The 4,017-nt window shown below is 74.1% G+C and carries 6 protein-coding genes; 4 read left to right on the top strand and 2 right to left on the bottom strand.

The window, feature by feature from the left end:
* Positions 1 to 37: 37 nt before the first annotated feature.
* The gene (locus tag FNX44_RS24665) at positions 38 to 355 is read right to left on the bottom strand and encodes a cupin domain-containing protein (RefSeq protein WP_143651206.1); all 318 of its coding nucleotides are present in this window, start codon (positions 353 to 355) and stop codon (positions 38 to 40) included.
* Between the two features lie 51 nt (positions 356 to 406).
* Here FNX44_RS24665 and FNX44_RS24660 point away from each other — a divergent pair, with 51 nt between their 5' ends.
* The 4 genes from FNX44_RS24660 to FNX44_RS24645 all read left to right on the top strand — a co-directional run bounded on the left by FNX44_RS24660 (position 407) and on the right by FNX44_RS24645 (position 3,390).
* Positions 407 to 781: a phage holin family protein gene (locus FNX44_RS24660; RefSeq protein ID WP_143651205.1), complete on the top strand. Its 375-nt coding sequence runs from the start codon at positions 407 to 409 to the stop codon at positions 779 to 781.
* Between the two features lie 88 nt (positions 782 to 869).
* Positions 870 to 1,475 carry a low molecular weight protein-tyrosine-phosphatase gene (locus tag FNX44_RS24655; protein WP_143651204.1) on the top strand — a complete coding sequence of 202 codons (606 nt, stop codon included), beginning with the start codon at positions 870 to 872 and terminating at the stop codon, positions 1,473 to 1,475.
* Complete coding sequence (locus FNX44_RS24650; RefSeq protein ID WP_143651203.1) at positions 1,472 to 2,635, top strand: cystathionine gamma-lyase; 1,164 nt, start codon at positions 1,472 to 1,474, stop codon at positions 2,633 to 2,635. Before FNX44_RS24655 ends, FNX44_RS24650 begins: the two co-directional genes overlap by 4 nt.
* A gap of 215 nt (positions 2,636 to 2,850) precedes the next feature.
* Positions 2,851 to 3,390 carry an NUDIX domain-containing protein gene (locus FNX44_RS24645; protein ID WP_143651202.1) on the top strand — a complete coding sequence of 180 codons (540 nt, stop codon included), beginning with the start codon at positions 2,851 to 2,853 and terminating at the stop codon, positions 3,388 to 3,390.
* A 308-nt stretch (positions 3,391 to 3,698) separates the two neighbouring features.
* Here the strand turns inward: FNX44_RS24645 and FNX44_RS24640 are convergent, their stop codons facing one another.
* The gene (locus tag FNX44_RS24640; RefSeq protein WP_153507703.1) at positions 3,699 to 3,860 is read right to left on the bottom strand and encodes a hypothetical protein; all 162 of its coding nucleotides are present in this window, start codon (positions 3,858 to 3,860) and stop codon (positions 3,699 to 3,701) included.
* Positions 3,861 to 4,017: the final 157 nt, after the last annotated feature.

The following is a 4,017-nucleotide window of genomic DNA, read 5'->3' as shown; positions in this document are numbered from 1 at the left end:
GCGCGCGGCGGGCACGGCCTGCGGCGCACGGCGGGGTTCAGGACTCGGGGGGTGAGAACACCACCATGACGCGCAGGTCCTCGCTGATGTGGTGGAACCTGTGCGGCACCCCGGCCGGGACGTACACCACGCTGCCGCGCGCGACGGGTTCGGTCTCGTCCCCCACCGTGATCAGCGCTCGTCCGCTGACCACGAAGTACACCTCGTCCTGGCCGTGCGGCTGCTGCGGGTCCAGGCTGCCCCGGTCGAGCGCGTAGAGCCCGACCGACATGTTCCGTTCGCGCAGGAACTGGAGGTACGCGCCGTCGTTGGCGGCCCGCTCGGCCTCCAGATCAGCCAACCGGAACGCCTTCATCCGCGCTGCCCCCTTGCCCCTGACCGGGTCGACTCTGGAACGATCTGCTGCATGAGCTTTCTTATCAAGACCATCGCCAACGCCGTGGCCCTGGCCGTCGCCGTATGGCTGCTCAGCGACATCACCCTCACCGGTGACACCACGGGCGACAAGACGATCACGCTGATCCTCGTCGCGCTGCTCTTCGGCCTCGTCAACCTCGTGGTGAAGCCGATCGCCAAGCTGCTCTCGCTGCCCGTACTGGTACTCACACTCGGCCTGTTCGCGCTGGTCATCAACGCGCTGATGCTGCTGCTGACCTCCTGGCTGGCCGACAAGCTGGACATCGGCTTCCACGTCGAGGGCTTCGGCACGGCACTGCTCGGCGGCCTGATCGTCGCGATCGTGTCCTGGGCGATGGAGTTGGTGCTCCCCGACGGCAAGTGACGACACCGGGGTGACGACGGGGGCCCGGGCGCACGGAACGCCCGGTACCCGTCACCCCGTCGACGCGGATGTCACCCATCATGGGTACATGCGCTCCGACAATCCGCCGCCCGCGCCGACGCGCGGGCTCCCCGTGCTCCACGTGTGCTTCGTCTGCACCGGCAACATCTGCCGGTCGCCCATGGCCGAATCCGTCCTGCGCGCCCGCGTCGCCGAGGCCGGGCTGGCGGACGCCGTCGTCGTCTCCAGCGCCGGTACCGGCGGCTGGCACGCGGGCGAACCGGCGGACCACCGCGCGGTCTCCGTCCTGGAGGAGGCCGGTTACGGCACCGAGCACGCCGCGCGCCGCTTCGAGGCGTCCTGGTTCGACACCACGGACCTGGTGATCGCGCTGGACAGCGGGCACCAACAGGCGCTGCGCCGACTCGCGGGCGACTCGCGGGACGCGGCGAAGGTCAGCCTGCTGCGTTCCTACGACCCGACGGCGCACCCCGGCACGGACGGCACGGGGCTGGACGTCGCGGACCCGTACTACGGCGACCGGTCGGACTTCGAGACCGTGCTGGCGCAGGTGGAGGCCGCCGCGCCCGGGCTGCTGGAGGCCGTCCGCCGGGAGCTGCGCCGCCGCGGCACGGTCCCCACCCAGCCGACCCCGGACGCCACACGACCGACATCGGGCGAGGTCGTGCGATGAGCGACCCGTCGACGTCACCCGCCCGCCCCGGTGAGGGCACCCGTGCCGTTCACGCAGGGCTGCCGGAGCCGTCGCCGGACGCCCCGCCGATGCCGGGGCCCGTCCTCACCGCCCACTACCACCTGCCCGGCGACCCGGCCGACGCCGCGTACACCTACGGCAGGGACGGCAACCCGACGTGGACCGCCCTGGAGACGGCCGTCGCCGCCCTGGAGTCGCCGGACGAGCCCGCCGAGGCGACCGTCTTCGCCTCGGGCATGGCGGCCATCTCGGCCGTCCTGCTCTCCCACGTGCGGCCCGGCGGCACGGTGGTGCTGCCGAACGACGGCTACAACCTGCTGAACCCGCTCAGCGAGCGGCTGACGGAGCTGGGCGCGACGGTCCGGGCCGTCCCCACGGGCACTGCCCGGCAGCGCGAGGCGATCGAGGGCGCCGACCTGGTGTGGCTGGAAACGCCCGCCAACCCCGGCCTGGACGTATGCGACATCCGGGTGCTCGCCGACACCGCGCACCGCGAGGGCGCGCTGGTCGCCGTCGACAACACACTCGCCACGCCGCTCGGTCAGCGCCCGCTGGAGCTGGGCGCGGACTTCTCCGTGGCCAGCGGCACCAAGGCGCTCAGCGGCCACGGTGACGTGCTGCTCGGCTACGTCGTCTGCCGGGACGCGGCGCTCACCGAGTCGGTGCGGCGGTGGCGCAAGCTCGTCGGTGCGATCCCCGGGCCGATGGAGGCGTGGCTGGCACACCGTAGCCTCGCCACCCTGCACCTGCGCACCGAGCGGCAGCAGCGGAACGCGCTTGTGCTCGCCGAGGAGTTGCGCGGCTGGCCCGAGGTGCGGGACGTGCGCTATCCGGGGCTGCCGGACGACCCGGCGCACGAGCTCGCCGCCCGCCAGATGCGCGGCTTCGGCTGCGTGTTGTCGTTCACCCTGCCCGACCGCGCGTTCGCCGAGCGGCTGTTGGCGGCCACCCGGGTCGTGGAGGAGGCCACCAGCTTCGGCGGCGTGCGCAGCACGGCCGAGCGGCGCGGGCGCTGGGGCGGCGACGACGTGCCCGAGGGCTTCGTGCGGATGTCGGTCGGCGTGGAGGACGCGGCCGACCTCGTCGCCGACCTGCGCCAGGCGCGGGCCGCCGCGGCGGCCGCCGCACGAGCGGGCTGAGCGCGGCGTCGGCGACTGGGACGGGACGGTTTGGGGCTCCCCCCTCGTGCCCCAAACCGCCGCCCATATGCCGGCGCCATCTGCGCCTGACATCACCCTAGTTCACTCTCGGTCATTTTCCCATCACGCACGCGGCATATGACCCGGGGACTTCCGCCGGGCGGCGGGGTCGACGGGAGGTTTGTGGCGGGCGGTGGCGCGGCAGATCTTCAGGCATGGCGGAAGAACGTCGTGTCCCCGGCCGGCACCGAGCCCGTCCCGTCGTCAAGCGGACGGCGCGGGCGATCCTGCTCGACGGCGACGAGCTGATCCTCATCAAGCGCACCAAACCGGGCCGCGAGCCCTACTGGATCACGCCGGGAGGCGGGGTCGAGGAGGGCGACAAGAGCGTGATCGCGGCGCTGCACCGGGAGGTCGCCGAGGAACTGGGCGCCAGGATCACGGACGTCGTCCCGGCGTTCGTCGACACCGTCGCCTACTCGCCGGTGGACGACGGTCCGCCGCCGGGCGGCGAGCCGCTGCCGGAGGGCGCGGTGAAGGTGCAGCACTTCTTCGTCTGCCGACTCGCCGCCATGGACCCCAGCCGTCGCCACGGCCCCGAGGTGGACGAGCCGCGCGGCGAGTACGCGATCGTGCGGCTGCCGTTCAGCGAGGAAGGCGTGAACTCCGTGGAGGTCGTGCCGCCCCGGCTGCGGGCCTACCTCAGCGCCAACATCGAGGGCGTCCGCGCCCTCCTGGCCCCGGACTTCGACTAGGGTCGCGCCACGCGGCCAAGGCCCGGCGGCCGCCGCCCCCGCCGAACCGCGCACACAGCCCGGCTCGCGCCAGGCCGGGCGGGCGGCCCGGGGCGCACCGGGCCGCGCACGCCGCACTGATCACACCGACTTGGCGGACGACGCGCGGCAACGCCGCGCCGAGCGCCCGGCACAAGCGCCCGGCACCCGTGTCACCGGACCAGCGCGCGGCGCGCGACCGCCGATCCGAGCGCGGCGCGCGTGACGCGGAACCTCCCGCGGCCCGGTTCACGCCGGGCCGCGCGCTGCGCCGGGCGTGCGGCGCTGGTTCACGCGGTACCGGTGAACCAGCCCTGGAAGGCGCGGTCGGCGCGGTCGGCGCGGTCCGCGCGTCGGTGGGACGCGGCGGTTTCGGAGGAGCGGGCCGCCGCCCTTCCTCTGGCCTCCGCCTCGGCCAGCACGCGACGGGCCTCGCGTTGCCAGGCGAGCACGCTCGCCGAGAGTCGCCCTGGGCCGCCCGCCTTCGCCGGGGCCGGGGCTGCGGTCGGGGTCGTAGCCGGTCCAGGTGCCGGCGCCGAGAATGGCGTCGGGGACCTGTCCGGTCAGTCCGGCGGCTCGGACGGGGCAGCCGTCGCCGACGACGGGGTG

Origin of the sequence: Streptomyces alkaliterrae, assembly GCF_007097205.2 — a bacterium.
In the GTDB taxonomy this organism is placed as follows: domain Bacteria; phylum Actinomycetota; class Actinomycetes; order Streptomycetales; family Streptomycetaceae; genus Streptomyces; species Streptomyces alkaliterrae.
Note: the sequence above shows the minus strand (reverse complement) of the source record. Positions and strands in the feature narration are given on the sequence as shown.

Coding starts and splice junctions, on each gene's coding strand:
- FNX44_RS24660 (WP_143651205.1), top strand. CDS start 407: ATGAGCTTTCTTATCAAGACCATCGCCAACGCCGTGGCCCTGGCCGTC.
- FNX44_RS24645 (WP_143651202.1), top strand. CDS start 2,851: ATGGCGGAAGAACGTCGTGTCCCCGGCCGGCACCGAGCCCGTCCCGTC.
- FNX44_RS24665 (WP_143651206.1), bottom strand. CDS start 355: ATGAAGGCGTTCCGGTTGGCTGATCTGGAGGCCGAGCGGGCCGCCAAC.
- FNX44_RS24655 (WP_143651204.1), top strand. CDS start 870: ATGCGCTCCGACAATCCGCCGCCCGCGCCGACGCGCGGGCTCCCCGTG.
- FNX44_RS24650 (WP_143651203.1), top strand. CDS start 1,472: ATGAGCGACCCGTCGACGTCACCCGCCCGCCCCGGTGAGGGCACCCGT.